The organism is Marinomonas ostreistagni (assembly GCF_016888445.1).
In the GTDB taxonomy this organism is placed as follows: domain Bacteria; phylum Pseudomonadota; class Gammaproteobacteria; order Pseudomonadales; family Marinomonadaceae; genus Marinomonas; species Marinomonas ostreistagni.
In genome coordinates this window covers 1,029,484-1,055,215 of sequence record NZ_JAFEKF010000001.1, presented here as the reverse complement: position 1 = coordinate 1,055,215, position 25,732 = coordinate 1,029,484, and the positions used below count along the sequence as shown (strand labels likewise).

Genomic DNA, 25,732 nt, shown 5'->3' with positions numbered 1-25,732 from the left:
CTAGCATTATAAGGAAGCAAGAAGAGCCCCGATAGGGGCTCTTCTAAATCCGTGGATGGATTAGGCTAAGAGTTGAATGGCAAAGGTTGCCAAAATCAACATAAAGGCTCCGCCAATACGTGATGAGATCTGTGCAAAAGGCATCAGCTGCATGCGCTTGCTGGCTGCCAGCACGGCCACATCACCCGTACCGCCCATATTGGCCATACATAGGCCGCCAGTGATAGCGGATTCGATCGGGTAGAAGCCCATAACGCGACCGATCAAACCGGCACCGACGGCTGCGCCCAACACCGTTGCAAAGACCATCACAAAGTACATAGGTGTTAGTGCATCAATGATCTGGTTAAGGTCTGTGTACGCCACACCGATCCCCACCAATAGCGCTGGTGTTAAGTTGCCCACAACGAAGGTGTACCAAGCATGCGCCGCTTTTTCTAAACGCTCAGGCATGAGACCAGTCACCTTGATGATAGCAATCGATAAGATCATCAGAGCATACGTGTGCATAGCAATCACAGAAGACAATAGTGTGCCTAGGAAGAACATGCTGATGGCAATCAGAGCACCCATGCCAAGTTTCTTCACATCCAGCGCTTCGCCTGGTTTAGACGAATCGGTAATGTCTGGTGCATCGCCGCGGATCAGTTCACCGTTGCCAGTCCAGCTTGGTTTCATTTGACCGACTTTGTTTAAAAGACCTGCAATCACGATCGCCACAGCATTACCAATCGCTAACGCTGGCACCATTTGTGACATCAGCGACGCTGCATCAAGCCCCGTGCGGCCAGACATAATTTCAACTAGAGGTACCGCACCTGCACCCATGCCGCCGCCCATGATAGGCAAAGCGATCAACATCAAGGATTCAAATAGGTTCTTACCAAAGAATAGACCAATCACACCAGCAAACAGGAATGAAACCGCTACAGCGCCTAAAATAACAGGAATGTACTTCAGCGCGGCTTTTTTCAGCGTTTCTGTACTCATGCCTAAAATAGAGCCGGTCACTAGGCTGGCAACATAGAAAGACAAGAAGCCACCGCTCTTAGTAAACGTGGTAATTTGCTGTTCGATTTCGCCGGCTAGGAAGCCACTATGGAATAAGTAAGAAGAACCAAAGATAACGACGATAGCGCCGCCACCAAAAAATTGGTTAATGATAGGTGTTCGGTCACCTAGGTAGTTCAGGATAAAGCCAACAATGACCATGGCGCCTAGGGCACCGATCATTCCACCAGGAAGCTGGTTAAAGAATGTTGCCAACAGGATAACGAAAGCAGCGATCAATAGGACAATTTTGACCTCACGCTGGTCGTTCGAAGGTAATGCTTCGTTATTAATCATGGAGGATACTCTCTAGTTTGTGATTATTATAAGCTGGGCAGTCTACCAATCTCTGGCAGAGACAGAAGACTGCATATCACTTAAGAAAGTAAACGATCCTTTTGTAACTTATGTAATGCATTATTTGGCGGTTATTTAGTCAATAAACGCACAAAATCAATGCTATTTGCGCATTTTAGTTTTAATACTGAGCTTTAAAACCGATTCTAAATCCCCCCCAGTGTTTGCCATTTACAAAAATAGGAATGGAGAGGTCGTGCAAAATATCCCCTGTGTCACGTTTGTAGGTTTGCAGTAGAAAGTCATCAGTGTGCGCCCCGCAACGGCGCCCCGTTGCATCATCAAAAATCCGTTTAGTACGGTTTTGCATCAGGTCTGTCTGATAATCTCCTGTGAGAGGCTGGCTATAACAGCGATTGTGAGTGGGGAAGTAGCCCTTAGTGTCTACCGCACCGGCGTACAGAATGTCCTTGTTCTGCTCCAGCAGGGGCTCTTGAATGTCAGGTAAAAATTGGTCAGTAAGCTGGTCATAAGCCGTGTGATACTTTGTTGGGTCGGTCTTTGCAATCGGTATGTACTGTTGCGCAAACAAATCCGCTTCGCTGATGTTGCCTTGCGCGATTAAGGATTCAAATAAGTTACCGATTTGTTTTGCCGCATGACGTCCCACTTTGAGCGTATTACTGAAAAAATTAGTATGTTCAATACCATTGAGTGATAAGAAGATCGCCTCACTGCCGCTGCTTAAGGTGCTGGCTTGCTGAGATAGGGTAACACTTCGATTCGACAGTGAACTTAAGCTGGCACTGATATCATCAATGGCGTCGTTGATCTGTACACTCGTTGCTTGTAAATGATGGCTAGAATGCCGCAACTCTAATACAGACTGTGACACTGTTTGGACTTGATGGGATATGTGAGTAAAGGAATCAGTAATAGCCATCAGCTCATTTTTTAAGTCACTGCTTTGAGCGGTTACTTTATCCATATCTGCTCGTGTTTTCAGGGTGTTGTCACGTACTTCATTAAGCATATCCGCGATCTGCTGTGAGGCATCGGCACTCTTACCTGCTAGTGCTCGCACCTCATCAGCGACGACAGCAAACCCACGCCCTTGTTCACCGGCACGCGCTGCCTCGATGGCTGCATTTAATGCCAGCAAATTGGTTTGTTCAGACACGCCTTTGATGACATCAGTGATCGTTTCTATGTCGTCTGCACTTTGCTTTAAACGGGCTAGCTGTTGGCCGGCTTGATCGACTGATTGAGACAAAGCAACCACTTGATTAGCACCATGGCGTAGTTGTTGCTCTGAGTGAGTCGCGGCTGAAGCAGTCTGCTCCATCGCTTGATTAACCGCGTTAATGCTGCTGGACAGTTGTTGGCTAGTCTCAGACAACTCCGTCGTTGCCAGGCTAATCTGTTGGCTATTGTCTTCAACGTGTTTGATATTGCCTGTTAAGCTATCTACCGCAAACGAGACTTCAGCAGCGCCAATGGCCATTTTTGAAGTTGTAGCCGTAACCTGTTCAGCAATTTTACTGGTGCTGGTAGGGGCTGCGGTGGTGTTGTCTTTAAGCTTTGAGAAGTGTTGCTGATGACTGACTATCGCAATGACACCGTTTAGCGCGCATATCGCACTTGCTAGCAGGGCAAACCACAAAGGCACTGAGGTGAGCCATACAGCCAAAAAAGATGCAGCCAGCATCAGTGAAGTAGCGATCCATGTACGCACCATTAGGTACTCTCCATTGATTTATTATTTTCTGACAGTTTTTATATTTGCGCAGAGGGGGTCAACTAATACCTGAACCAATCAGACGAAAGTCTTAGTCTCCGTCTTAACTAAGGTGCAGTGTCCAAGGGCGTATTAGATGCAGTACAGAGTGTGGAACTGTGGCTGCTTAGATCGAAACTCGAGCAGGGTTAAGGTAATCTTTATGCATAAAGTCTAATAAGGAGACCTGTATGTCCAGTCCTATTATGCAACGCCTGAAACTCGAAATGTTTTGGCCGACATTTGATCCTTTCTTATTTTGCGCCTTCCATGATGACCGCTTTCCTAAAGGCAATGGTCAGCTTGGCCCTGACGCCTCATTGGCAGGGCGCAACATTGGCCAAGACTTCGCCGGCATTAATAATTGGCGTATGTATCATGGCAGTAAAATACCTGGTTTTCCGGCCCACCCACACCGAGGTTTTGAAACGGTCACCATCGTCAATGAAGGCTTTGTCGATCATGCCGATTCTATGGGCGCAGCAGGGCGCTATGGCGAAGGGGATACTCAGTGGATGACGGCGGGTAAAGGTGTGCAGCATTCGGAAATGTTCCCGCTCGTCTACGACGACCAAGACAATCCGTTAGAACTGTTTCAGATTTGGTTAAACTTACCTGCCAAAGACAAAATGGTCGAACCACACTTTGCCATGCTATGGAACGATGATACGCCGATTGCGAAAGTCGCTGATGCGCAAGGCCGTACGACGCAAATCAAAGTGGTCGCAGGGGAATACACGACGCCTAATCAAGAGCATATTACGCCTGTCGCGCCACCGCCTAATTCTTGGGCCGCTGATGCGCGTAATGAAGTAGCGATATGGATTATTGATCTGGAGCCTAATGCACAATGGACCATGCCAGCGGCATCAGCAGGTCTTAATCGTACGGTGTATTTTTTCGAAGGTGATAGCGCAGCCTTAGAGGGTGAGACGGTTCAGCCCAAAGAAGCTCTAGTACTGGCCAGTGATCGTGAGGTGGCATTTGTTAACGGCGAACAGAAGTCACGTTTCTTATTACTGCAAGGTAAGCCAATCGATGAGCCAGTTCAGCAGCATGGGCCTTTTGTTATGAATACAAGACAAGAGCTGCAGCAAGCGTTTGCTGATTTTCAGCGTACACAGTTCGGTGGTTGGCCATGGTCTGACAATGACCAAACTCATGGGCTAGAGAAAAAACGTTTTGCCAAGCATGCTGATGGCACACTTGAGCAGCCTAAGCCTTAAATACCCACCATTTCGCCAGAGCAAAATTAATGAGCATGCCAGCAAGGACGCCAGGCATCATCGCTAAGTAAGGGTACCAAGCTTGCTCAGCAAGACCACTTGGCTGGGCAAGCCACATCAAGCTTGTAAAGACCCCCCAATTGGGAACAAACCCAATCATAGAAGCGAATAAAAACTTACCCCATTGATGATGTTTGCGTTCTTGATGTGGCGCCGTCTTAAATGTAAACAGCCGGTTCAGCCACCAATTAGACGTCACTGCAGCCCAGAAGGACAGAGCCCTCGCGCTCGGATAGGAAAGCCAATGAGAGGCTAGCCACAAGACAGCAGCATCGATTAAAAAACCAAAAAAGCCGACGAGGCCGAAATGTACAAACTGCTTAGTCATGGAAGTTGTTCGATTATTGAGATGACGTGATAGTGAATAAAATTATTTGAAGATGCAAATACTACACTAGCAGGTATTCCTTAAGGGAATCTTAAAAATTCTAATTATTCTTTTTACAAATCCATATTGAGAGCGCATGCTCTGCGCCATCGCTTTCTTACCTTTGGAACCTTCAAGACATGTGGATCTTTGTCACCTTATTTGCCGCGGCTTGCCAATCCTTGCGTACCGCTTACCAAAAAACACTTTCTCAAGAACAAGGCTTTTTGCATGCCACCATGGCACGCTCTTTATACGGTTTGCCGTTGGTGAGCTTATATTTGCTGGTGTGTTGGCTGTTATTGGGTGGTGTTCGCCTAGGCGACAACGGCTTGTTTTTTGTTTACGCCAGTGTCTGTGCGATTGCCCAAGTGCTAGCTACTTATTTAATGTTGCGCGTGTTTCAATCAGGTAGCTTCGCCTTAGGCACCTTACTTGCCAAAACGGAAGCAGTCTTAGCGGCTTTGATTGGTATTCCCTTATTGCACCACGCTCTTAATGGAACGGCTTGGTTAGGTATCATTCTGGGCGTTGCGGGCGCTCTAGTGATGAGTCTGCGCTTAGAAAATTTACGCCGCGCCCATAAAGACATTTCGTTGATTGCAGGGCTCGGTAGTGGTTTGTGTTTTGCGGTCACATCTGTGACGGCGGCACTGGCAAGTCATTCATTGACGGGGTCGATTATTACCAGTGCAGGGGTGACGCTTTGGTATGTACTGGCGCTTCAGTCGCTGATTTTATGCGCCATACAAATCATTATGAGTAAGGATTTGAAAGCGCCGATCAATCGCTCGGTAGCGCTAAGCTGGAAGGTCGGCATATTAAGTTCCTTAGGCTCGATCGGCTGGTTTACAGGCTTTGCATTGGTCAATCCTGCGCTCGTAAAGACATTAGGGCAAGCTGAGATCTTAGGTACCTTGTACTTTTCAAAGCGTCGCTTCAATGAGCGTGTCACGCCCCAGCAATGGTTTGGTGGTGGTATGATACTGGGCAGTGTTATTCTGGTCACCATCGCCACGATTTAACCGAGGATCACCATGGATAAGCAGATTAATTATGTTGAGTTACCAGCACGAGATCTTGCTCTTAATAAGCGTTTTTTTGCTCAGGTGTTTGGTTGGCAGTTTGAAGACTTCGGTCAAGAATACACAGCGTTTTCCAACGCGGGCGTAAAGGGCGGCTTCTTTCGAGCTGACTTTACCTCAAGACCGCAAACAGGCGCCGCACTGATTGTGCTCTATGCAAACGAGCTGGAGCAGACGCTGGCTGATGTTGAGCAAGCGGGTGGGACTATTGAGCAACCCATCTTTGAGTTTCCAGGTGGCCGACGCTTCCATTTTCTCGATCCATGCGGCAATGAATGGGCAGTGTGGTCTGAGCCCAAAGTTAAGGAGTAGTAAATGAACGAGGCATTACAAAGCACCTACGTAGGCTGTCCTTATTGCGGCGAAAGTATTGAGGTGGTCATCGAAGTGCTTGATGAAAGCTACGAATACATCGAAGATTGCCAAGTGTGCTGTCGGCCAATCGTGTTTCACGTAGAGATTAGCTGGAGTGGCGAGCCAACCCTCTCAGTGCGCAGTGAAAATGAGTTATTTTAGCCAAGCGTTAAAGACAAGTTAGGCGCCGCTTGTGCGCCTAACTTATTCAGCGCTTATGCTTAAAATCCACCTTAAAGTTCTTCAGGTGCACATCCAACGCATCGCATGAGATATTAATTTCGCGGACCGATAAAAACAGCGAATACAACAAGCAAGCCAAACTGCCCGCAAAAATATACCCGCCAACAGTTTCATATTGCCAGTAAAGGGCCAACATCGACACCACACATAAACAAAAGCTGATGACGCCTGCTTCTTGCATGCGGCGTATTAAATAGATGCGACGACGCAAGTTGGCGATCTGGGCTTGGGTGTTTTCGCTATCACTCTCTGGATCAAAATTACGAATGATAGACGCCAAGGTAACGAAGCGGTTGGTGTACGCTAGCAGGAGTAGCGACACCGCGGGAAACAGCATGGCAGGAGTGGTGAGGGAAATAATCATAACGGTCTCACAATGGGGCAGTGGAACCTAAATCATCCTCTATGGTGGATGGTGAATCAACCTACCATGCTGAATTTTGTGGCCCTTGGGCCTATTGTAACTATCGAAACTGATTAGGCTTCGGTAAATTCTCCAATGACGGCATGCGCCCACTGTTGTGTGATCGAGTCGTAGTCGTAACCTTGTGCAAGCAACCAGTGGACCTTGGCGTAAGCGGCTTCTAGGGTCATGTCTTTGCCATCCAAAATGCCGAGCTTTTCAAGCAACGAGCCGGCAGCGTAAGTGCCTTGAGCCGTGCCGCCGTGGGCACACTGAGTGACATTGACGACAATCTTTTGTTGGCGCTGTAATGCGGCCAAAAAGTCGACAAAATCCGTATTCATATCGGCAATATTGCCTGCGCCGTAGGTTTGAAGAATCACCGCCTGACACTGCTCACTGTGCAGCATGCCCTCGTAAGCGTAGCGGGGTAAGCTTGGGTACAGCGGCAACACGGCTACCGCCCCGTCGCGAAATTCATAATCCCTAACGACTGGGGTGTAGGCCGCATCATTATTAAAGCAAGTGCCATTAAATTGCTTATGAATCGAAAGCTTAGCAAGTGGCTCTGCGTTAAATGACTGAAAAGCCTTAAAGTCATGACTACTAAACTTAGTCACTCGGCTACCTTGCATCAGCGTATGATGAAACAGCACCGACACCATGCCAAAGCTTGGCTCCGCAGCAATGGCAAGTGCTGATTCGATATTGGTAGCGCCATCACTACGACTCATGCCAAGTGGAATCTGTGACCCAGTAATCACCACGTTTTTATTGCATTGTCCCAGCATAAAAGACAACACCGAAGCACTGTAGGCAAGGGTATCGGTGCCGTGCAAGATGACGAACCCCGCATAACTTGACCAATGATGTTGCAAGGTATCGTAAATCGCTTGCCAGTTAGCGGGGGTGATATTGGAACTGTCGATCAATGGCGACAGTTCTAATAAGTCAAACAATGGTAAATCATTTAAGCCTTCACCCAACGCTTCTTCAATGCGTGTTTGCAACCCAGGAGCAGGGGCTAAGCCCTGCTCCGTTTGCGTCATACCGATGGTGCCACCGGTATAAATGATTAACAGTTTTTGAGTCACATGATCTCCTTGCTGATCAGTGCGCGGTACGAGTGGGCGCGATCATATTTTCTGGTTTTAGCAGCTCATTCATCTCTTCTTCGGACAGTATGCCTTGTTCTAAGATCAAGGCTTTCACGGTTGCGCCAGTAAGCAATGCTTGGCGTGCAATCCGCGACGAAGTCGAGTAGCCAATGTGTGGCACCAGCGCGGTGATAATACCTATACTGTTTTCAACGTGTGCCAAACAAGCGTCTTCGTTGGCTTGTATGCCGCGGATACATTTATGTTCCATCATCTCACAAGCTTGCTTTAGCATCTTAATTGAGTTTAGCAGGTTATAAATGATCATTGGCTCCATGGCGTTTAACTGTAATTGGCCAGCTTCGGCTGCCAGTGTTACAGCCAGGTCAGAGGCCATTACTTGATACGCCGTCTGGTTCATCGCCTCTGGAATCACAGGGTTGACCTTACCTGGCATGATCGAAGAGCCGGGTTGCATCTCTGGCAGGCGAATCTCACCAAAACCGGTGCGCGGGCCACTAGAGAGTAAGCGTAAGTCATTGCTCATCTTACTTAATTTAATCGCCAAGCGCTTTAAAATGCCAGAGAAGAACACAAATGCACCCATATCCGACGTCGCTTCAACCAAGTTAGCCGCTGGGACCATCGGCTTTTTCGAGATGATAGCGAGCTTTTCGACCGCTTTAACAGCGAAGCCTTCAGGCGTGTTAATACCAGTACCGATGGCAGTACCACCCAAATTGACTTCACACAGCAACGCGCAGGCTTCTTTAATGCGATCGATGTCTTCGCCTAAGTTGACGGCAAAGGCATCGAACTCTTGGCCAAGCGTCATCGGCACAGCATCTTGCAACTGTGTGCGTCCCATCTTCAAGACTTTGGCAAACTCTTGGCCTTTGCTTTCTAGCGCCGACTTTAATGACGCCAACACCGGGATAAAGTTATCCGCGGCAAATTGGATGCCTAAGCATGCCGCCGTCGGGTACGCGTCATTTGTGGACTGTGAGCGGTTCACATCGTCATTAGGGTGTAGGTATTGGTAATCGCCTAATTTATGGCCAAGCTTGGTTAAGCCAATGTTTGCGATGACTTCATTGGCATTCATATTGGTCGAAGTGCCAGCACCGCCTTGGATGACGTCCACGATAAACTGATCGTGATACTGGCCGTTGATCAAATCATGACAAGCGTAAACGATAGCATCTGCTTTGGCCTCAGACATCAGACCAAACTCTTGGTTGGTACGGGCCGCTGCGGCTTTGACCATCGCTAATGCGCGGATCAGCTCAGGGTAGTGCGAGATCGGCACACCGGTAATAGAAAAGTTTTGTGCTGCACGTAACGTTTGAATGCCATAGTAAGCATCAGCAGGTACGTCTAAGTTGCCCAGTAGATCGTATTCAGAACGAGTATTCATAACAAATCCTAAAAAAGGCGTGCCATGCTACCGAAACACGACACGCCAAAGGTGGTTAAAGGACAAAGGACTTAGCGTTTCGGCCAAGCGGTCTCATCTAGTTCAAGATCAGAGAAATCTTCAGCGGCAAATGTAGGCGTAGTGATACCTGCTTTACGCTGGTTTTCATAGTCCAGCATCACACGCTTAGCCGGTTTAAACAGCATCGCCAAGGCGATTAAGTTGACCAGTGCCAGCAAGCCCATAGTTAGGTCGGCAAAGGCAAACACTGTTCCTAGATCTAGCATGGCGCCTGTGCAACATAGACAAATAATGACCACGCGGAATGCATTCATGATGAAATCGTTGTTGCCGCTGTGAGTTACATAGCTGACACTGTTTTCGCCTAAATAGTAGTTGTACAAAATCGTAGAGAAGCCAAACAGCAGTAGCGCGATACTGACAAAAATACGGCCCCATTCACCCATATGCGTCGCCAATGAAGCTTGGGTCAACGCCACACCCTGGACGGAGTCTTGCGCAATCGAAGGGTCGTAAGCAGAGCCTAGTAAGATGATCAGTGCGGTACAGGTACACAATAGAATAGTGTCGATGAATACCGAGAACGATTGCACGATGCCTTGATTAGCAGGGTGAGGTACATACGCCACGGCGGCCACGTTAGGTGCGCTACCAAGCCCCGCTTCGTTGGAAAACAGACCGCGTTTTACCCCCATCATGATCGCCGCACCGATGCCGCCACCGATGGCTGGCTCTAGACCAAAGGCACTTTTCACGATCAAGCTCAGCATGGCAGGAATATCTGCGTAGTTCAGACCAATGACGATCAAGGCAATCAGTAGATAGCCACCGGCCATGATGGGCACCAAAATCTCAGCCACTTGAGCGATACGCTTCACACCACCGAAGATAATCAAGCCGACCACGAGCGCCAGAGCGATACCGCTGTAATAAAGTGGGATGCCAAAAGCATCTTCTAGCGAAGTCGCGACCGAATAAGACTGTAACGTAGTGAAAGCGATACCAAAGGTGGCAAACAGCAATACTGAGTACAGCACACTCAGCCATTTCCAATGTTTACCAAGGCCACGCTCGATGTAGTAGGCTGGACCGCCGCGGTAAGTGCCATCGGCCTCAGAAGACTTATACGTCTGCGCCAGCGTACATTCGAAGAAACTGGTCGCCATGCCCATTAAGCCAACAATCCACATCCAGAAAATCGCGCCAGGACCACCCAACGTAATCGCAACAGCGACACCAGCGATGTTACCGCCACCGACGCGCCCTGCGACAGACAGCACTAAGGCTTGAAAGGAACTTAAATGTTGCTCGTCGTGCTGACGGCTTTTGGAGGACAAAATGCTGAACATATTGCCAAAGTAACGGAATTGGACAAAACGAGAGGCAACGGTAAACCAGATGCCCAGTCCGATTAAGAATGCAATGAGCACTTTGCTCCAGAGCAAGTCGCTGAGGAAGGCTAACATAGGGAACTCCTAACTGATGTGATTGTAGTTATTTGGATCAGGGCGCCTATTGAAACCAATCGTCATCAAAAATGGGATTTTGTAACTTGGTTAACTATGATGCTAATAGATGGTTTAATAGAGTCAGTTAGCGCTAATTAATAGGTTTAACTACACGAGGTTAAGCGCTAAGATTTGCGCAGATCAGGGGGGCTTATGAACGACAGTTTTCCAGAGAACCTAAGGTTACTCTGCAGTTATTACAAATCCATTGCCGAAGTGTGCCGTCGTTTATCGGTCAATCGGCCGCAGTTTAACCGCTATCTAAGTGGCACTACCTTTCCCTCTAACAGTACTCTGCGCCGTATTTGTGACTTCTTTGGTGTAGAAGAGCACGAGATCCTATTACCGCATGGCCAGTTTCGGCGCCTGTTGCAAGTTCGTCCCATCGCTGAACAAGAAACCGTCCAAGCTAATACGCCGGAGCAGCAATACTTTGATCAGCTAAACGGGGTGGGGCAAAACGGCATCGAAAAATACGTCGGGTATTATTTTGAATATTATTTGTCGATGGCCTACCCAGGTAAGGTCTTGCGCACCCTAGTCTGCATCGAGCGCCAACAAGGTAAAACCTATTACCAACGTACTGAGCGTATGAGCCCACGTAAAAGCGGCAAACCTTTTCATGGCATGTACAAAGGCGTGGTGCAGTTTTTAGGGGATCGTATTTTTCTGCACGACTACGAAACCCTGACCAACTTAGAAATGACGCAAACGATCCTGTATCCCACCTTTAAAAACCGTATCGACCGTTTAACTGGGCTACGTTTGGGCGTGTCGGGTAGCGGGGAGCGTATGCCGTGTTGCAGTCGTGTGGTGTTAGAGTTTATTGGTAAAGAGATCAAGCGCAATAAAGTCATGCCTTTGTTAGGCTTGTATGATTTTGATGATGAGCATATTGACGAGGATATTCGTCAGTCCATCCAAAACGATATCGCAGAAGGTGAGTGGCACTTTCGCGCACGCTTTTAAGCACACTAATCGGTTAAGGAGTCTTTATGACAGCTATTCCCACATGGCAGACACGAGACTGGCAGACACACTGGCATTCGGTTCAAGATCGTTTAGCGCAGGCGCAAGACAGTGTTTTTATAGAGCGTTTTGAAGTAGTGCAAGCTCCCCAGGAGTCGAGTGCAGCGCCGCGACCATTAGAGGGCGCTATAGCTAGTATCAAGGCGAACTTTGATGTCAAAGGCCAGCGCACCTCGGCTGGCTCTTTGCTACTAGGTCAAGAGCCAGCTACTCAGTCAGCTGAGGCTGTGGCCCGCCTGCAACAAGCAGGGGCGAGCTTACTCGGGCATACCAATATGACGGAGTTGGCTTACTCAGGAGTAGGGCTGAATCCACACTTTGGCACGCCTGCCAACCCGTCGCTACCTGATGCTATCCCGGGTGGCTCGACCAGTGGCGGCGCTGTCACAGTAGCGCAAGGCATGGCGGATATTGCCTTGGGCACGGACACCGGTGGTTCACTACGAATTCCCGCAGCATTTTGTGGTATCACGGGCTTTAAACCCAGTCGCAACAGCACACCGCAACAAGGCTGCATGCCCTTATCTCAAACACTTGATAGTGTCGGTGTAATAACCAAAAGCGTGGCAGATTGCCAAGTAGCGTGGCAAGTATTAGCGCAAGACAGCGCTGCCCAAGATGTGCCACTTGAAAGCGTTCAGTGGCTCGTGCCCGAAAACTTTGGTTTTGATGACGCTGATGCGTCTGTAGTAGCGCAATTTAATGCTGCTATTGATCAGTTAAAGGCGGCTGGCGTGGCGCTAGAGCAGCGTGCTCTCCCAGAGCTTGAACAATACAAAGAGATCCCAGTGTGGCAATTCTCGGCGGTTGAAAGTCGCCGCTACTACGGAGAAAAGTTTGATTTAAGCAGTAGCAAACTTGATCCACGGGTACGCAAACGTATCGAACGAGGCGCTGAGGTGAGTGATGAAGCCTTCTCCAACACCGAAACTCAGCGTCATAACCTTATCGCAAGGTTACGGGAAGCTTACTCAAACAGTGTATTTGTATTGCCAACCGTAGCGTGTCTGCCCCCTAAAATGACAGACTTTGAAAGCGATGAAGCGTTTGATCGGATCAACCTGTTATGCCTACGTAATACCACCTTTGCTAATGTGATTGATGGTTGCAGTATTTCATTGCCGCTAGCTAATGCGAAGCAGCCGGTAGGATTAATGTTGACCATGCAATCTGGGCAAGACGCTCGTTTGTTAAGTCTTGCAGCACAGGTAGAGCGTCTAATTGGTGGCGCGCAATAAGGTTAGTCTACAGCAGGGTGTCAGGTTAAATCGTTAACACCGATGCCTTGCTTAGCCATCTCTTCTAATATGGCATGAGCCGCGTCAGCACGTTGTTGCATGCGCTCAAGTACATCCTCTAAAAAATGCAGTAGCGTTGTTTTCTCAAGCTCGGTCAGCAGGTTACAAGACTTTTGTAGCTCGAGGATCTTTAGTTGGCCAGTTTGAATGCGATCTAAAATGGTTAAACAGGTATTTTCGGTTGGTAACTGTTTGGTCTCTAAGTCATAGCCACCACTGCGATGGCGCGCAACCCCTTTATGCCATTTCTCTAGGTCAGTTTTGTATTCATGATGTTGAGCCAAAGCGTCTATACATCGGCTCGATGCAGGCACTACCGTTAGTGAATAGGCTAATGATTTAACTAAATGGGATAAGTCATTCATTTAAAGTATTAAATCTCAGAATTACACAGAAAATTAGGTATAGAACAGACTGAGCGACATTAGAACACGTGCTCATTCTAGACTTATAGTACGGGCTATTACCTGAAATACCTAGCAGATTTAGGCTTTATTACTTTGTTGACTAATGTGTAAAAGCCTAAATGCTTGATTTAAGAGGGTAGTACCGTGGCCGATATAAGGTAAACTTCGCATAAGTTTAAAAGGAATGACTTGTCTTTAAAGAGGGACTATGCCAGAACAAGATCATCTGTCGGATATCTTTACCCAAACCTTGCAGCAGGCCATTGATGGCGTGGTTGTCATCAACTCCCACAACAATATCATTTTGTTTAATAAAGCAGCGGAACGACTATGGGGGTATTCGCAAGCAGAAGTCTTGAATCAAAACGTTAAAATTTTGGTGCCCGATCATATTAAACCCAATCATGATGATTATATTAATGCCAATCGCGAAACGGGCATCGATAAAATTGTTGGTGCCAGCCGCAACATAGAAATTATCCGCAAAGATGGCACCCGTCGTTGGGGTACCTTCTCCATTTCTAAGGTGGAAATGGACGGCAAAATTCTCTACACCGCATTTGTCAAAGACGTGACACATTTAGTCGCTGAGCAAAAGCGTACGCAGATGTTATCACTGGTTGCAGATCGTACTGATAATGCCATTTTTATCACCGACAGCGAGTGGCGCGTCGTTTACGTCAATCATGGCTTTGAAGAGTTATTAGGTTACAGCGAAGCGTTTATGTTGGGGAAAACGCCGAGTGCCATTATTGCGCCGTACTTCGATGAAGAACGCACACTTGCTAGTCGGCGAGCGATCCGCTCAGGTCAATCGATTAAACTTGAAGAGCTATTGCGTACCGCAGATGGTCGTAAAATGTGGTGTTCTGTGACCGCCAATCCGGTGTTTGATGATCACGGTGAGTTCACTCACATGGTGACGATTTTTTCAGAAATTACCGCCTCGAAATTGCACCAAGTGATTCATTCGAAAGTGTTGTCATCGATTGCCAATGACGAGCCACTCGAAGTGATTATGGAAACCGCCTGTCAAGAAGCCAGTGCCATTGATCAAGGCTTGTATCCTGCGGTGTTTAAAGTCGATGAGCGCAATCATTTAAGACTGCTTGCCGCGCCCAAACTACCCCATAGCTATAAAAAGACCTTGAACGATATTGCCATCGGCGAAGGCGTTGCTTCTTCAGGTACGGCCGCATACCGTGGCGAGCAGGTAGTGGTTTCTAATATTGGCGACGATCCTTTATGGCAGGATTATCAGCACATCATGGCGCCGTATGGACTGAAAAGTTGCTGGTCTACCCCAATTAAAAACCAGCAAGGAAAAGTCATCGGTGTGATCGCTTTTTCGCGCAAAGAGTGTGAAGAGCCGACACAGTTAGATCAAGTGTTGATCGATGTCTTAGCGCCTATTTGTGCCTTGGCGATCGAACGTGAAGAGCAGCAGCAAAACATTCGAGAACTGGCGTATTACGATAGTCTGACTAAATTGCCCAATCGCAGTATGCTGCATGCCAAAGCCGAACAATTACTCGCAGAAGCCATTAAAGCCAATCATAAGCTGGGTGTCTTATTTATCGACTTGGATCGCTTTAAGCACGTCAATGACACCTTAGGACACCCTGCTGGGGATCAACTACTCATGCACATAGCCGATCGCATCCGCGCGGTTTGCGGCGCTAATGAAGTGTTTGGGCGACTCTCGGGGGATGAGTTTGTGATTCTCACGTTAGATCGAGATCGCCAGGCAATTGCTCAATTTGTTGAAGAAGCCAAACAATCCTTATGTAAACCACTGTCGATTGCGGGTGAAACAATATTTCCAAGTGCCAGCATTGGTATCAGCCTGTTCCCTGATGACGGTTATGATGTAGGAACATTATTGCATCGTGCCGACATGGCGATGTATCAAGCCAAAGCGTCAGGCAGTGGTCGATTTGCCTACTTCAGTCATGAACTCAACCAGCTAGCGCAAGAAAAACAAGCGCTAGAAGCGGCGCTAAAAAAAGCCATCCGAGCCTGCCAATTAACCTTGGTGTATCAACCACAGATCCGCATTAAAGATGGTTCATTGTATGGTGTTGAGGCTCTGGCGCGCTGGGAACACCCTAAATTTGGCAGCGTTTCGCCAAGCCAATTCATCCCCTTAGCAGAAGAGTGTGGTCTGATCAGTGAACTAAGTCGCTGGGCTTTAGCCGAAGCGTGTCGCCAGTTATCCATTTGGCGCCAACAACAGATGCCGATTCCGACAGTCTCGGTGAATTTGTCGCCGATCAATTTTCACAACTTAGAGTTGTGTGACTGGGTAATGAATGAAATTACCCGCCATGGCCTCAAACCCAAGGATATTACCCTTGAACTGACTGAAAATGTGCTTTTGGATACCAACCCAACCACCATGAAAGTACTGCACGAGCTGCATGCTAAAGGGGTGCATTTCTCGATTGATGATTTTGGTATTGGCTACTCCAGTCTCAGTTATCTACGCAAAATTCCGATCAAGGAGCTAAAGCTCGATCGCAGCTTTGTTACTGAGCTTGAACATGACAGTAAAAGCCGAGCTTTAAGTCGCGCAGTACTGCAAATCGGCACCAGTCTGGAGTTGGACGTGGTGGCTGAGGGAATCGAAGATACGGCGCAATTAGATGTGCTTAGAGAGCAGGGCTATCATGTCGCTCAGGGTTATCTGTTTTCAAAGCCATTAAATCCAGCGGAGCTCGAACGTTGGGTGGACGGTACCACCAATCGTTCAGCTATTGGTGCTTACTAAACAGTTTAGCCTAGAGCACTAGGTGCTTTTTATTGCTTGGTTTAGAATGTCCTCAGCTAAGTGTTTTGACTTAGCTAAATCGGTTCCCATTGTGCTTTTAAGGAGAAGTAAATGGACACGCTGATGGCGTTCTATTCCACCTACGAAGACCAGATTTTTGAAATGGTCAAAAATGCGCTACTGACTTGTTTGATTATTGTTGCTGCCTCGTTTATCTCAAAGATTGCCAAAAAAGCCGTCTATGCAGCGGTAGCAAGAGTCAGTCACAATGATGAAATTATCGCTCAATTATTTTCTAAAGTAGCGGCTTATGCTGTGTACTTGATTGCGCTGGTAATTATTTTAGATCTGTTTGGTGTCAACACGGCAAGCTTGGTTGCTTTGGTGGGTGCTGCAGGTTTGGCGATCGGCTTAGCACTCAAAGATACGTTGAGCAACATCGCTGCTGGCATTATGATTTTGTTCCTAAAGCCAATTAAAAAGGGCGAGTTTGTTGAATTCAGCGGCTATATGGGAACGGTTATGGACGTGGGTTTGTTTACGTCTGTATTTGAAACCGCCGACGGCCTTTATATCTCAAGCCCCAACAGTGCCGTGTGGAACTCTACGATTAAAAACTTCAGTCGTAACAGCAAGCGACGTTTAGAAGTAACGGTCGGTATTTCGTATGGCGACTCTATCGATGATGGCATGAAGGCACTGCTCGAGCTTGCCAGCGAATACGACGTTATTATGAAAGACCCAGCGCCTCAAGTGATCGTACATATGTTGGCAGATAGTTCGGTGAATTTACAGCTACGTGCTTGGACCACCCCCGATAAGTTTTGGGATACGCATTGGTCATTACAAAAACAAGTCAAACCGCGCATCGAAGCCGCCGGCCTTACTATTCCATTCCCGCAGCGCGACTTGCATATTATCAAGCAAGACTAAGCGTCAGCGCTGGCACTCCCTTTTTACGTGGGTGTCAGTGCTTAATACTTACTTTTTATGTAGTTTTTTTGCACGCTTCTTATCCCTGACCTAGACTCAAAACACTACTGTTGGATGACTAAGGGATTGACGATGCGCATACACTCTATTCGTGTGAAGGTTATGCTACCAATTATATTGTTAGCATTAATATTGATCGGTTTATTTGGCTTTATGCTGATCATGAGCGCTTACCAAGAGCGTGCTATGCGGGTTCAAGCGGAGCACTACTTTGAAGCAATTTCAGAAGTTTTAAATGCCGACCGAGATATTTACCAAGCTCGCTTAGCACAAGAGAAACTCATTACCGGTGAGGGTGATACGGCCAAAAACCAGACTGATTTTGAAAATAATGCCCAGCAGGTGTTTGATCGCTTTCAGCTTTATCGCCAATATCTTAAGGATGAGCCAGAGGAGCTGATCGCTCCGTTTGCAGATTTTGAGACAGTCTATAATCAATGGCGCCAGCGCAGTGAGCAGTTCACGGCCACCACTAGCCAAGCTCGCACTCGGTCACAACAAGTTATCGAAATTGAACAGCTTTTTACTCAGCTAAGAGCCCTACTGGATGAGGCTGGTGAGTCCCTACGTCAGCACACTAGAGAAGAAGAAAGTGAATTAACACAAGCTCGTTTAGAGCGCCACTTAGAAGCTATCACGGCAGTGCTCAATTCCGATCGAGACTTATATCAAGCGCGCTTGGCGTTTCAACATGCGCGCAACGGTTTGGTGGCTTACGAACTGGCCAAAGAGAATTTTCATGCCAATGCCAATCAGGTCATCGAGCACTTTAATGAATATCGTATTTATCTTAAGAACGAGCCTCAAGTGATCGATAAATATCAGACTTTTGATGCCATTTTTAACCAGTGGTACCAAGCCAGCAGCCAATATTTAGCGCAGCGAGGTGCTGCAGAAGCTGTGATTGATACCAGTGAATTTGCTCAGGTTGAATCAAGCTTTGATCAGTTGCGTGACATGCTAGATGCCGCCGGCAACTTAGTACAAAAACATTCTCGTGACATGGAAAAGCACACAATAGATCAAATCGATACCTATCAGTCGATTGCTGTGGTGGTCATCTTGATTGCTTTTATCGTGGCGCTTGTGATCGGTTACCTAGTGCCACTGCGTTTGACGCGTAGTATTAAACACATCGGTCAACGCATCCATGAGATTGCAGAAGGGGATGGTGATCTGACCCAGCGTATCAACTCTGACTCGAAAGATGAGCTCGGTGACTTGGCTCACGAGTTTGATGACTTTGTAGAAAAACTGCGCGGTATGATAGCCAGTATTCGCGTGCAATCTGAGGCGCTAGGCGGCACCACAACAGAGCTTAAGTCCGCATCAGATCAGACCAAAGATATAACGCAATCCTTGGTGACGTCGTCTGAGTTTATTGTCAGTGCAGGGCATGAGATGAACATGTCCAATCAGGAAATGGCGAGTGTCGCCACCAATACCGCACAAGAAGCGGCCGATTCTAATAGGCTGACCCAAAACGGTATTCAAGCGGTCAATGCTTCGCATCGTGCTGTATCAGCGCTGGTAAGCGAAATCGAAAATTCCCTCAATCATTCCCGTGAACTGGAGAAAAGTTCGGAAGCAATCGCTTCTGTCTTGGAAGTGATTCGTAATATTGCTGAACAAACCAATTTGTTGGCGCTCAATGCGGCCATTGAGGCGGCACGCGCGGGTGAGCAGGGGCGTGGTTTCGCCGTCGTGGCCGATGAGGTGCGCACCTTGGCAACGCGAACTCAAGACAGCACCGATGAAATCGAAACCATGATCAGTCAGCTCAACACCAGCGTGAAGGCGTCTTCTGCGTCTACGCAAAGTAGCCGTGATAATGCTCTGACAACCTCAGAGAACTTTGATCAAGTGATCAGTATCTTTGATGCTTTGCATGAATCCTTTGCCAAAGTGGAAGGTATGGCCGCCCAGACGGCCCAAGCGACTAATGAGCAGTCGCAAGTGGCCAATGATATCAACGAAAGCCTAGTGTCACTCAAACATCAAACCGATGCGGTGCAAACGGTTTCCACCACGATCAACCAGCAGTCCAAGAAAGTGTCTGAGCTGTATCAAGCACTTCAGTCACATGTTGGCAGTTTCAAAGTCTAAGAGCGAACTATGGTGATTGGTGTCTTAGGGCATCAATCACAATATCAAACGCTGGCGATGAGCGCATGCGATTCGGGAAGTATAAATGGTAGCCGGTAAACGGCGGACACCAATCCTGTAGTACTCGTACTAATTTGCCCTCGGCAAAATCTTGCGCAAAGATATCTTCTGGCAAAAAGGCGATACCAAAATCGGCCAAAGCAGCGCGGCGTATTTGCTCAACGCTGTTGAAAGTCATCTGGCCATCCACGTTGACGTTTAACGAACGATCGCCTTTTTCGAACTCCCAAGCGTAGAGTCCACCATAGGTAGGTAGACGCAGATTAATACACTGATGCTCGAGTAAATCATGGGGCTCTTTAGGTTTGCCGTGTTGAGCAAAATATTGTGGCGTCGCTGCAGCCGCCATGCTGATGTCGGGACCAATACGAATGGCGATCATATCGTTGGCAATGGCTTCTCCAAAGCGCACCCCAGCGTCAAAACGGCGCTCGACGATGTCGGTAAAGCCGTAATCGACACACAGCTCAATGCGGATATCAGGGTACTGACGTAACATCGGTTCAAGTTTTGGCCAGAGTAGCGAATCAATTGCGTGGTCACTAGAGGAAATACGAATAGTGCCCGCAGGCTTGTCGCGCAATTCACTTAGAGAAGAAATTTCGGCATCGATTTCTTCAAAGCGTGGCGCAATCTTTGTCAATAAACGTTCGCCTGCTTCAGTAAGGGATACACTGCGAGTAGTGCGTGTTAACAAGCGAATCCCAAGGCGCTTTTCTAAGCCTTTTACCGTATGACTTAATGCGGATTGAGTTATGCCAAGGTGTGCTGCAGCGCGAGTAAAACTGCTGGCTTTAGCGACTTCTATAAAGGCAATCAGTTCGTTGTAATTTTCTCTCGACATAAATGAATTCTCCACATTAATGTGGTGTTTTTATCAATTCAGTCTAATAAGTACAACGATATTAAAAGGAATAAACAAGACTCTTACAGAAGAGTCTTGTGAAGGGGCGGTCTGATTACGAGGCCTTGCGGATCGTCACTGGGATATCCCCAGCCGCATTAAGCAACTCAAGTCCTTCGTGGACTTGGCCCAAAGAGACAAGGCCGCTAGCAAACTTGAAGTCTTTGATAAAATAGGCAAGGTTGCCCCAAGGGGCGTAGTAGGTTAAATCGCCGGCCTGAGCTGCGACACCTAGAGGCTCACCCTTAGTGTTGAGTTTGCTTGGCAAATCACTTACTTTTTCGATCCCTGCATAATCGCCTAAGGTCAATTCAAGAGGCAATAGCTGGTAAAAATCCTTGGCTGCCGCGCTATTGTCGTGCAATGTAGCACGAATGGTTTGCTCTGCCACATCAATTAAAATCTTCATAAGGTCTCCTACAGCAAATGGGAATATTAAGTCCTAATTAGGCATATGCTCGTTTACGGGTTTGATGGCGCAGCCCCAAGATTACAATAAGACAACCCACTGCCGCCAATACGCCATAGGCGCACGCAATTTCAAGTAAGGTAAAATGACTTGAAAACTGTCCCGCGAGCAGAGTCGGAACCGCGGCTCCAGTGTAAGAAGTAAAATAAATAATGGAAAACGCACCGGCTCTTTGCTCGGTAGTCAGCTCAGCCACCATCGAACGAATACTGCCCGTTAAAATGGCCCCTTGAGCGGTACCGGCTAACACACTGGCAAGCAGAAATGCGCTTAATGTACCGAGTTTCAAGGACAACAGTAATCCTCCTAGGCACAAGGTAAACGCCAACATACCAAATACTTGTACTTGGCGAGGTTTGAAACGACCAGCAATAGAAGCCCCGATAAAGCTGGGTGCCATCACCGACGCAAATACCAATGCCGCCGCCACGGCGCTATCAGAATGCAATTGTTCACGTGCCATCGCTGGGCCAAAGGCCTGGAAGAACCCACCTAGCGCCCAAGTGCAGACAAACGTGACTGCGGCAATCGGGAAGGCCTTACGTGCAGGTTCTGGCAATGCAATGTCAGGTTTGAGCGATTGCACAACGCCGGATACACGCTCAACGGTTTCTTTGCCAAATGCCACCATCAACATGATCAGTGCCATCAAACCAATGGTGATAAAAAATGGAATATGTCGAGGATCACCCGTATGGTCCACTAGCAAACCAGAGCCCACGCCGCCGATGGTTAGTCCTGTCATCGGACCGCAACCCACGATAGCCGGTGCCACCCATTTGGGGATGCGATCTGAGGTATCCACGATCCAAGAAGCCACTGCCGAGGACGCTAAGCCACAAGAAAGGCCTTGGAAGAAACGCCCAATAAGCAATGGCGTTGCATCATGGATAAACAGCATCGAAGCACAGCCGATGATCCCAAGTAGTAACGCAAACAGTGTGGTCCAGCGACGGCCCCAGTGATTGGACAGGCGCCCCAAGATCATCAGTGATGTAAGTGCTCCGACGAAGTAGACCACAGAGCTTAGCGAGAGGTCTTGGTAAGTCAGACCGTCTACTTCTCGGTATAAACCATATAAGGGAATAGGCGTCGCTGAGGCGATAAATAGAGCGATTAAAGCCAGGCTGCTGCCGACAAATGAATAGACCGATGCTGATGATTTCATGGTGAGATCCTTAACAAATTGCTCCCTAGACGATGACAAAAATGGCTTCTTTAGGTCACAGCGGGACACTGGCGCTTCTAGGGTTAAGTGAGCCATTGTAGGAAGGTCAGCCTTTTAGGCAATGTCATAAACGCCATAGGTCTGATGAGTCATATTCATCAATCAATTTTGTGACATTTGCTTGTTCACTTTAAATATTGAAATTTCATTAATTAACAATAGCTTACAGGCTCTTCTGATAGGCGTTAAAAATCTTCTTGGCCCTTTCTTGCATAAAGCTAGGGATTAAGGAAGTTTGCTCAGGTTATAAGCCCGCCCGCACTATGATAGAAAATTAGGTCTATTTGAACATGAAGACTTAAACCTAGGAGGCTGATATGGCTCACGATTTTACAAACCACGTTGCACTAGTGACAGGTGGCGCATCCGGTATGGGGTTGGCGACAGCCAAAGCCTTTGCAGAGTCTGGTGCTGCGGTAGCGGTTGCGGATATTAATGGTGAGGCGGCGCAAAAAGTCGCGGATGAATTAGTAGCCAATGGTCACCGTGCGATCGCCATCGAGTGTGACGTGACGGATGAAATGGCGGTCAAAGCCATGGTTGAGAAAACCGTTGCCACTTATGGTCGCCTCGATGCAGCGTTTAACAATGCTGGGGTACAGTCCATCGCCACCGAAACGGCCGATCTTGAGTCTCAAGAATTTGATCGCGTGCTGGATATCAACCTTAAAGGGCTATGGAGCTGCATGAAATATGAGCTTCAAGTGATGCGCGAGCAGGGCAGTGGCGCCATCGTTAACTGTTCATCGCTGGGCGGCTTTGTGGGCGTACCGGGGCGTGGTGCTTACCATGCAGCGAAACATGGCGTGCTAGGACTGACTAAAACCGCAGCGCTTGAGTACGCCGACCAAGGCATCCGTATCAACGCTGTCTGCCCTGGCATCATTGATACACCGATGGTCGCCGGTATGAAAACCGAAGAAACGGAAGCCATGGATTTACTAATGCAGCAAGTGCCTGCGCGCCGCTTAGGTACCGCCGAAGAAATCGCGGATCCAGTGCTTTGGTTATGTGGACCTGGCTCTACCTTTGTGATGGGTCATGCACTAGCGGTCGACGGTGGCTACACCGTACGCTAATTCACCCAACTCAGTAACACATTCACAGGAAAAGGAGAGCATGATGCAAACTGAACAAATTGCCGAGCTATTGGCAGAGCTAACCAATGAAGAAAAAGCCCAACTGTGTGCAGGTAAAGACTTCTGGAGTCTGCACGGTATCGAACGCTTGGGCTTACCATCGATCATGATGACAGATGGGCCTCATGGACTGCGCAAGCAAACCGGCGCAGGCGATCATGTGGGCTTAAATGGTTCAGTGCCTGCGACTTGCTTTCCGACCGCGTCGGCCACCGCTGCGACTTGGAATCCTGCGCTTATTAAGAAAATGGGGCAGGCCCTTGGAGCAGAATGTCGCGCGCAAAATGTGTCTGTGTTACTGGGGCCGGGGACCAACCTCAAGCGCCATCCTTTGGGAGGTCGTAATTTTGAATACTTTTCAGAGGATCCACGCTTGGGAGCGGATTTTTCCTCAGCATGGATTGACGGCGTACAAAGCCAACAGGTTGGTGCCAGTTTAAAGCACTTTGCGGTTAACAACCATGAATCTGGTCGTATGACCGTCGACGCCATTATTGATGAACGCACTTTACGTGAACTGTATTTACCTGCCTTCGAGCAGGCTATTAAAGCCAGTCAACCGTGGACCGTGATGTGTTCATACAACAAAATCAACGGCACTTATGCGGCAGAACATAAGCAATTGCTACAGGATATTTTGGTGGATGAATGGGGATTTGATGGCATTGTGGTCACCGATTGGGGGGCCAACAATGATCGTGTGGCAGGCTTAAATGCGGGACAAACCCTAGAAATGCCAGGCTCGGGCGAGCGTCATCAGCAGCAAATCTTAGCGGCCCTTGAGCATGGTGAGTTATCGCAAGAGGCATTAGATTTTGCCGTTTCAAGGCTGCTTGGGCTGTATTTGAAAGCGCAGCAAGCACTTGAAGCCAAGGCCCCTAAAGTGGATCTTGAAGCGCATCATAAGCTTGCACGCCAAGTGGCAGAAGAGGCGTGTGTATTACTTAAAAATGACGCCCAGCTATTGCCTGCTAAAACTGGTCAAAAGGTTGCCGTGATTGGTGCTCTGGCTGAGCAAACCCGTTATCAAGGGGCAGGTAGCTCGAAAATCAATCCGTCGCAGCTAGAGCAACCCTTAGAGCAAATCCAGGCACGCTTTGGCGCCGACCAAGTCAGTTTTGCTCCTGGCTATGCTTTAGACGATCAAGCCGATCAAGCGGCTATTGATGAGGCCGTTGCGCTCGCTGAAGCAGCAGAGGTTGTCTTTGTTTTCGCTGGTCTCACGCCTCGCTACGAATCGGAAGGCTTTGACCGTGAGCACCTCAATTTGCCGCAAAATCAATTAGATTTAATTGAAGCTCTCGCTGCAGAACATCACAAAGTTGTGGTCATTTTGCAAAATGGTGCGCCCGTGGCGATGCCATTCGCCGAGTCAGTGGGCGCTATTTTAGAGAGTTATTTAGGTGGTCAAGCGGGAGCCTCTGCGGTCACCGCTATACTGGCTGGGGATGTGAATCCGAGTGGTAAGCTGGCCGAGACATTTCCATTAGCGTTAGAGGATATTCCAAGCACGCCGTATTTCCCGGGGAATGGTCGACAAGTTCAGTATCGTGAAGCTATTTGGGTGGGCTATCGTTACTTTGATAGCGCCGATGAGCCAGTATTATTCCCATTTGGGCACGGCTTATCTTATGCCGAATTTGAGTATTCTGATTTATCTGTCGAAGTACTTACCACACAAGCCCAAGTCGATCAGCCTCTGGTAAAGGTCAGTTTCACCTTGACCAATACTTCAACAGTCGCTGGCGCAGAAACGGCGCAAATCTATATCGGTCAATCTAAACCCAGTGTGCCAAGGCCGAAAAAGTCGTTAGCTGGCTATGAAAAAGTCTGGTTAGAGCCTAGTGAAAGTAAACAGGTAGAGATTCTGCTGGATGGTCGTGCCTTTGCTTATTGGGATGTAACTGAACACAACTGGAAGATTGAGCAAGATGGTTATCAGATCATGCTTGCGTCGTCTGTGGCGGATGTCCGGCTTAAGCAGTCGGTCATTCTAGCGACTGGCGTGACCAATCCAGCCGCCAAAGCCGCCTTAGCGCCTTATTTTACCCCTAGAAATGGCGACTTTGATGAAGCCGCTTTTACTGCTTTATTAGGGCACGGCATTCCTCAAGAAACTCCCATTCAGCCTTATGGTATGAATTCAACGGTGGCAGATATCGCTAATACAACGGTTGGCAAAGAGGTCTATACGCACTTATTAGAAGCTTTTGGCGCCATGATGGGAGGAGACCAAAACAGCGGTGCTGCAGAAGCGGACCGGCTGATGGCCGAGGCCATGGTAAAAGACATGCCATTGCGTAACTTGGCGGTCTTTACGCCCAATTTATACAACGAAAATGATGTGATGGCTTTGATCAATCGCCTAAATCAATAATCCTAGATGCAGCCTTTATCACCAAAAGGCTGCATTTTTTAAATAAA

General features: G+C 48.0%; 22 protein-coding genes. 11 read left to right on the top strand and 11 right to left on the bottom strand.

Annotated elements, in window-relative coordinates:
* Positions 1–60: 60 nt before the first annotated feature.
* Together JQX58_RS05005 and JQX58_RS05000 are read right to left on the bottom strand one after the other, a co-directional pair.
* Positions 61–1,347 carry a 2-hydroxycarboxylate transporter family protein gene (locus JQX58_RS05005; protein ID WP_204145699.1) on the bottom strand — a complete coding sequence of 429 codons (1,287 nt, stop codon included), beginning with the start codon at positions 1,345–1,347 and terminating at the stop codon, positions 61–63.
* Between the two features lie 181 nt (positions 1,348–1,528).
* The gene (locus JQX58_RS05000; protein ID WP_204145698.1) at positions 1,529–3,085 is read right to left on the bottom strand and encodes a methyl-accepting chemotaxis protein; all 1,557 of its coding nucleotides are present in this window, start codon (positions 3,083–3,085) and stop codon (positions 1,529–1,531) included.
* Between the two features lie 230 nt (positions 3,086–3,315).
* On the opposite strand from JQX58_RS05000, the gene JQX58_RS04995 reads away from it, so the two are divergent.
* Positions 3,316–4,350, top strand: coding sequence for a pirin family protein (locus JQX58_RS04995; RefSeq protein ID WP_204145697.1), 1,035 nt, complete (start codon positions 3,316–3,318; stop codon positions 4,348–4,350).
* On the opposite strand, the gene JQX58_RS04990 is transcribed toward JQX58_RS04995, so the two are convergent.
* Positions 4,340–4,738, bottom strand: coding sequence for a GtrA family protein (locus JQX58_RS04990; RefSeq protein WP_204145696.1), 399 nt, complete (start codon positions 4,736–4,738; stop codon positions 4,340–4,342). The two genes, JQX58_RS04995 and JQX58_RS04990, sit on opposite strands and share 11 nt — an antisense overlap.
* 179 nt (positions 4,739–4,917) lie before the next feature.
* Here JQX58_RS04990 and JQX58_RS04985 point away from each other — a divergent pair, with 179 nt between their 5' ends.
* From JQX58_RS04985 to JQX58_RS04975, 3 genes are read left to right on the top strand one after another with little or no spacing between them, the layout of a single operon-like run.
* Positions 4,918–5,802: an EamA family transporter gene (locus JQX58_RS04985; RefSeq protein ID WP_204145695.1), complete on the top strand. Its 885-nt coding sequence runs from the start codon at positions 4,918–4,920 to the stop codon at positions 5,800–5,802.
* A 12-nt stretch (positions 5,803–5,814) separates the two neighbouring features.
* Positions 5,815–6,174, top strand: a complete 360-nt coding sequence (locus tag JQX58_RS04980; RefSeq protein ID WP_204145694.1) for a VOC family protein — start codon at positions 5,815–5,817, stop codon at positions 6,172–6,174.
* A 3-nt stretch (positions 6,175–6,177) separates the two neighbouring features.
* The gene (locus JQX58_RS04975) at positions 6,178–6,378 is read left to right on the top strand and encodes a CPXCG motif-containing cysteine-rich protein (RefSeq protein WP_204145693.1); all 201 of its coding nucleotides are present in this window, start codon (positions 6,178–6,180) and stop codon (positions 6,376–6,378) included.
* 46 nt (positions 6,379–6,424) lie between these two features.
* On the opposite strand, the gene JQX58_RS04970 is transcribed toward JQX58_RS04975, so the two are convergent.
* The 4 genes from JQX58_RS04970 to JQX58_RS04955 all read right to left on the bottom strand — a co-directional run bounded on the left by JQX58_RS04970 (position 6,425) and on the right by JQX58_RS04955 (position 10,863).
* Entirely contained in the window at positions 6,425–6,823 is a 399-nt protein-coding gene (locus JQX58_RS04970) for a DUF2721 domain-containing protein (protein ID WP_204145692.1), read from the bottom strand.
* 113 nt (positions 6,824–6,936) lie between these two features.
* A complete protein-coding gene (locus tag JQX58_RS04965; protein WP_204145691.1) occupies positions 6,937–7,956 on the bottom strand; it encodes an asparaginase domain-containing protein in 1,020 nt (339 codons plus the stop codon).
* Between the two features lie 16 nt (positions 7,957–7,972).
* Complete coding sequence (locus JQX58_RS04960; RefSeq protein WP_204145690.1) at positions 7,973–9,376, bottom strand: aspartate ammonia-lyase; 1,404 nt, start codon at positions 9,374–9,376, stop codon at positions 7,973–7,975.
* Between the two features lie 71 nt (positions 9,377–9,447).
* Positions 9,448–10,863 (bottom strand): alanine/glycine:cation symporter family protein, encoded by a 1,416-nt coding sequence (locus JQX58_RS04955; RefSeq protein WP_204145689.1) that lies wholly within the window; start codon positions 10,861–10,863, stop codon positions 9,448–9,450.
* A gap of 195 nt (positions 10,864–11,058) precedes the next feature.
* Here JQX58_RS04955 and JQX58_RS04950 point away from each other — a divergent pair, with 195 nt between their 5' ends.
* Together JQX58_RS04950 and JQX58_RS04945 are read left to right on the top strand one after the other, a co-directional pair.
* Positions 11,059–11,874 (top strand): helix-turn-helix domain-containing protein, encoded by an 816-nt coding sequence (locus tag JQX58_RS04950; protein WP_204145688.1) that lies wholly within the window; start codon positions 11,059–11,061, stop codon positions 11,872–11,874.
* Between the two features lie 26 nt (positions 11,875–11,900).
* Positions 11,901–13,172, top strand: a complete 1,272-nt coding sequence (locus JQX58_RS04945; protein ID WP_204145687.1) for an amidase family protein — start codon at positions 11,901–11,903, stop codon at positions 13,170–13,172.
* Positions 13,173–13,192: 20 nt separating this feature from the next.
* On the opposite strand, the gene JQX58_RS04940 is transcribed toward JQX58_RS04945, so the two are convergent.
* On the bottom strand, positions 13,193–13,516 hold the full coding sequence (locus JQX58_RS04940) for a hypothetical protein (RefSeq protein ID WP_204145686.1): 324 nt from the start codon (positions 13,514–13,516) through the stop codon (positions 13,193–13,195).
* Between the two features lie 331 nt (positions 13,517–13,847).
* Here JQX58_RS04940 and JQX58_RS04935 point away from each other — a divergent pair, with 331 nt between their 5' ends.
* The 3 genes from JQX58_RS04935 (at position 13,848) to JQX58_RS04925 (ending at position 19,508) form a co-directional block, all read left to right on the top strand.
* Positions 13,848–16,409 carry an EAL domain-containing protein gene (locus JQX58_RS04935; RefSeq protein ID WP_204145685.1) on the top strand — a complete coding sequence of 854 codons (2,562 nt, stop codon included), beginning with the start codon at positions 13,848–13,850 and terminating at the stop codon, positions 16,407–16,409.
* Between the two features lie 111 nt (positions 16,410–16,520).
* Positions 16,521–17,342, top strand: coding sequence for a mechanosensitive ion channel family protein (locus JQX58_RS04930; RefSeq protein WP_204145684.1), 822 nt, complete (start codon positions 16,521–16,523; stop codon positions 17,340–17,342).
* A gap of 132 nt (positions 17,343–17,474) precedes the next feature.
* Positions 17,475–19,508, top strand: coding sequence for a methyl-accepting chemotaxis protein (locus JQX58_RS04925; RefSeq protein ID WP_204145683.1), 2,034 nt, complete (start codon positions 17,475–17,477; stop codon positions 19,506–19,508).
* A gap of 7 nt (positions 19,509–19,515) precedes the next feature.
* Here JQX58_RS04925 and JQX58_RS04920 read toward each other — a convergent pair whose 3' ends face one another.
* The 3 genes from JQX58_RS04920 to JQX58_RS04910 all read right to left on the bottom strand — a co-directional run bounded on the left by JQX58_RS04920 (position 19,516) and on the right by JQX58_RS04910 (position 22,109).
* Positions 19,516–20,412, bottom strand: coding sequence for a LysR family transcriptional regulator (locus JQX58_RS04920; RefSeq protein WP_204145682.1), 897 nt, complete (start codon positions 20,410–20,412; stop codon positions 19,516–19,518).
* A 115-nt stretch (positions 20,413–20,527) separates the two neighbouring features.
* Positions 20,528–20,881: a cyclophilin-like fold protein gene (locus JQX58_RS04915; protein ID WP_204145681.1), complete on the bottom strand. Its 354-nt coding sequence runs from the start codon at positions 20,879–20,881 to the stop codon at positions 20,528–20,530.
* Between the two features lie 37 nt (positions 20,882–20,918).
* Positions 20,919–22,109 carry an MFS transporter gene (locus tag JQX58_RS04910; protein WP_204145680.1) on the bottom strand — a complete coding sequence of 397 codons (1,191 nt, stop codon included), beginning with the start codon at positions 22,107–22,109 and terminating at the stop codon, positions 20,919–20,921.
* Between the two features lie 377 nt (positions 22,110–22,486).
* On the opposite strand from JQX58_RS04910, the gene JQX58_RS04905 reads away from it, so the two are divergent.
* Complete coding sequence (locus JQX58_RS04905) at positions 22,487–23,248, top strand: SDR family NAD(P)-dependent oxidoreductase (RefSeq protein ID WP_204145679.1); 762 nt, start codon at positions 22,487–22,489, stop codon at positions 23,246–23,248.
* Positions 23,229–25,685 (top strand): glycoside hydrolase family 3 C-terminal domain-containing protein, encoded by a 2,457-nt coding sequence (locus JQX58_RS15520; protein WP_338040672.1) that lies wholly within the window; start codon positions 23,229–23,231, stop codon positions 25,683–25,685. Before JQX58_RS04905 ends, JQX58_RS15520 begins: the two co-directional genes overlap by 20 nt.
* Positions 25,686–25,732: the final 47 nt, after the last annotated feature.

Coding starts and splice junctions, on each gene's coding strand:
- JQX58_RS05005 (WP_204145699.1), bottom strand. CDS start 1,347: ATGATTAATAACGAAGCATTACCTTCGAACGACCAGCGTGAGGTCAAA.
- JQX58_RS05000 (WP_204145698.1), bottom strand. CDS start 3,085: ATGGTGCGTACATGGATCGCTACTTCACTGATGCTGGCTGCATCTTTT.
- JQX58_RS04995 (WP_204145697.1), top strand. CDS start 3,316: ATGTCCAGTCCTATTATGCAACGCCTGAAACTCGAAATGTTTTGGCCG.
- JQX58_RS04990 (WP_204145696.1), bottom strand. CDS start 4,738: ATGACTAAGCAGTTTGTACATTTCGGCCTCGTCGGCTTTTTTGGTTTT.
- JQX58_RS04985 (WP_204145695.1), top strand. CDS start 4,918: ATGTGGATCTTTGTCACCTTATTTGCCGCGGCTTGCCAATCCTTGCGT.
- JQX58_RS04980 (WP_204145694.1), top strand. CDS start 5,815: ATGGATAAGCAGATTAATTATGTTGAGTTACCAGCACGAGATCTTGCT.
- JQX58_RS04975 (WP_204145693.1), top strand. CDS start 6,178: ATGAACGAGGCATTACAAAGCACCTACGTAGGCTGTCCTTATTGCGGC.
- JQX58_RS04970 (WP_204145692.1), bottom strand. CDS start 6,823: ATGATTATTTCCCTCACCACTCCTGCCATGCTGTTTCCCGCGGTGTCG.
- JQX58_RS04960 (WP_204145690.1), bottom strand. CDS start 9,376: ATGAATACTCGTTCTGAATACGATCTACTGGGCAACTTAGACGTACCT.
- JQX58_RS04955 (WP_204145689.1), bottom strand. CDS start 10,863: ATGTTAGCCTTCCTCAGCGACTTGCTCTGGAGCAAAGTGCTCATTGCA.
- JQX58_RS04950 (WP_204145688.1), top strand. CDS start 11,059: ATGAACGACAGTTTTCCAGAGAACCTAAGGTTACTCTGCAGTTATTAC.
- JQX58_RS04945 (WP_204145687.1), top strand. CDS start 11,901: ATGACAGCTATTCCCACATGGCAGACACGAGACTGGCAGACACACTGG.
- JQX58_RS04935 (WP_204145685.1), top strand. CDS start 13,848: ATGCCAGAACAAGATCATCTGTCGGATATCTTTACCCAAACCTTGCAG.
- JQX58_RS04930 (WP_204145684.1), top strand. CDS start 16,521: ATGGACACGCTGATGGCGTTCTATTCCACCTACGAAGACCAGATTTTT.
- JQX58_RS04925 (WP_204145683.1), top strand. CDS start 17,475: ATGCGCATACACTCTATTCGTGTGAAGGTTATGCTACCAATTATATTG.
- JQX58_RS04920 (WP_204145682.1), bottom strand. CDS start 20,412: ATGTCGAGAGAAAATTACAACGAACTGATTGCCTTTATAGAAGTCGCT.
- JQX58_RS04915 (WP_204145681.1), bottom strand. CDS start 20,881: ATGAAGATTTTAATTGATGTGGCAGAGCAAACCATTCGTGCTACATTG.
- JQX58_RS04910 (WP_204145680.1), bottom strand. CDS start 22,109: ATGAAATCATCAGCATCGGTCTATTCATTTGTCGGCAGCAGCCTGGCT.
- JQX58_RS04905 (WP_204145679.1), top strand. CDS start 22,487: ATGGCTCACGATTTTACAAACCACGTTGCACTAGTGACAGGTGGCGCA.